Origin of the sequence: Mesorhizobium sp. M7A.F.Ca.US.006.04.2.1, assembly GCF_004022915.1 — a bacterium.
GTDB classification, from domain to species: domain Bacteria; phylum Pseudomonadota; class Alphaproteobacteria; order Rhizobiales; family Rhizobiaceae; genus Mesorhizobium; species Mesorhizobium ciceri.
Genome location: NZ_RZQA01001154.1, coordinates 1 through 1519, shown reverse-complemented (window position 1 = coordinate 1519; position 1519 = coordinate 1). Strand labels below are relative to the sequence as shown.

The 1519-nt window shown below is 67.1% G+C and carries 1 protein-coding gene and 2 pseudogenes; all 3 read left to right on the top strand.

The window, feature by feature from the left end; translation table 11 throughout:
• Nucleotides 1-217 (top strand): annotated as a pseudogene (locus tag EN925_RS39935) (hypothetical protein); the annotation flags it as partial.
• Nucleotides 218-227: 10 nt separating this feature from the next.
• Nucleotides 228-434: a YadA-like family protein gene (locus EN925_RS39930; protein WP_164766107.1), complete on the top strand. Its 207-nt coding sequence runs from the start codon at nt 228-230 to the stop codon at nt 432-434.
• Between the two features lie 134 nt (nt 435-568).
• Nucleotides 569-1519, top strand: a pseudogene (locus EN925_RS35310) (hypothetical protein); the annotation flags it as partial.

Below are 1519 nucleotides of genomic sequence, written 5' to 3'. Positions count from 1 at the left end.
GGTGGCGATCGGCGACGGCGCCGCCACCTACACATTCGCCGGCGTCAACAGCGCCGCCAGCAAGGCTGCGCAGAGCGGCCCGACCTACCTGCTCACCAGCGATGGCGCCGGCAATCTCGCCACATCGCGCATCGACATCGGTCAGATCGCCGGGCTGGACAACCGTGTCAGCACGCTCGAAAATGGTTTTAGCGACCTCAACGGCCGCATCGATTGAGGGCACTGCCATGGCGCTCGCCATGGCCGGCGGCAGCCTGCCGGCCGACAAGAATTTCGCCGTCTCGATCAATTGGGGCACGTTCGAGGGCCAGAATGCCTTTGCCGGCACCGCCCATGCCCGGCTCACCGACAACCTCTTCATCAATGGCGGCGTCGGCGTCGGCGCCAGCGATCACACGGTCGGCGGCCGCGCTGGCCTGATGCTGGCGTGGTAGGCGGCCGATGTGCATTCAGGAGTTTCGCCGGCAAACCGGGCGAAAGGCCGTTATTTGACGGCATTGTGCCGTCCGTTCGCCGACAACCGTCGGGGCGCCGCGGCTCGGATCGATTCCAGGGAAAGGGCAACATCATGGAACGTTTGATCGGGCTGACGATGGTGACCGCCACGATCACGCTGGCCCTGGCGGCGGCGGCGGCGGCGCAGGCGGTCTGCGGCGTCGCCGCGACGGATGCGGGCCCGTTTACCAGCGGCGGCGGCGCGACGGCGACGGGCGCCGGCTCGCTCGCTTGCGGTCCCCGAGCTGTAGCCGTCAACGGAGGAACTTCGATCGGCGAGGGCGCGGGGGGCAGCAGTCAAGCAGACAACCGGGACAACGCCGCCATTGGCGGGGTCGCTGGCATATTCGTGGACGGCGACAGCAACACCGCCAGCGGTACTTTCTCCGGCCAGTTCGTGACCGGCAGCAACAACACCGCTAGTGGCGCAAGCGCAGGCAACAACGTAACCGGCGACAGGAACACCGCCACCGGTTTTACCGCCGGCAGCGGCGTGAAAGGTCAAAACAACACTGCCAACGGCGTCAACGCAGGCACAGATGCGACCGGCGACGGAAACGCTGCTGTTGGCGCCGGCGCCGGCGCCACCGTGACCGGTGACAACAACACCGCAAGCGGCAACTTTGCTGGCCGCGGCGTAGAAGGTGACAACAACATCGCCAACGGTGCCTCCGCCGGCAATATCGTAGAGGGCGACAACAATGTCGCCAGCGGCACCCGTGCAGGTCAATTTCTGGCCGGCAACGACAACATTGCCATCGGCCAGAATGCCGGCAGCGGGACTTTGGGCAACATCCTAACGGTCAACAATTCGATCGCCCTGGGCGCCGACAGCCTCGCCGGCCAGGACAATGCCGTCGCCATCGGCGCCGGTGTCACCACCACGCGGGCCGGCCAGGTGGCGATCGGCGACGGCGCCGCCACCTACACATTCGCCGGCGTCAACAGCGCCGCCAGCAAGGCTGCCCAGAGCGGCCCGACCTACCTGCTCACCAGCGACGGCGCCGGCAATCTCGCCACATCG

Coding starts and splice junctions, on each gene's coding strand:
- EN925_RS39930 (WP_164766107.1), top strand. CDS start 228: ATGGCGCTCGCCATGGCCGGCGGCAGCCTGCCGGCCGACAAGAATTTC.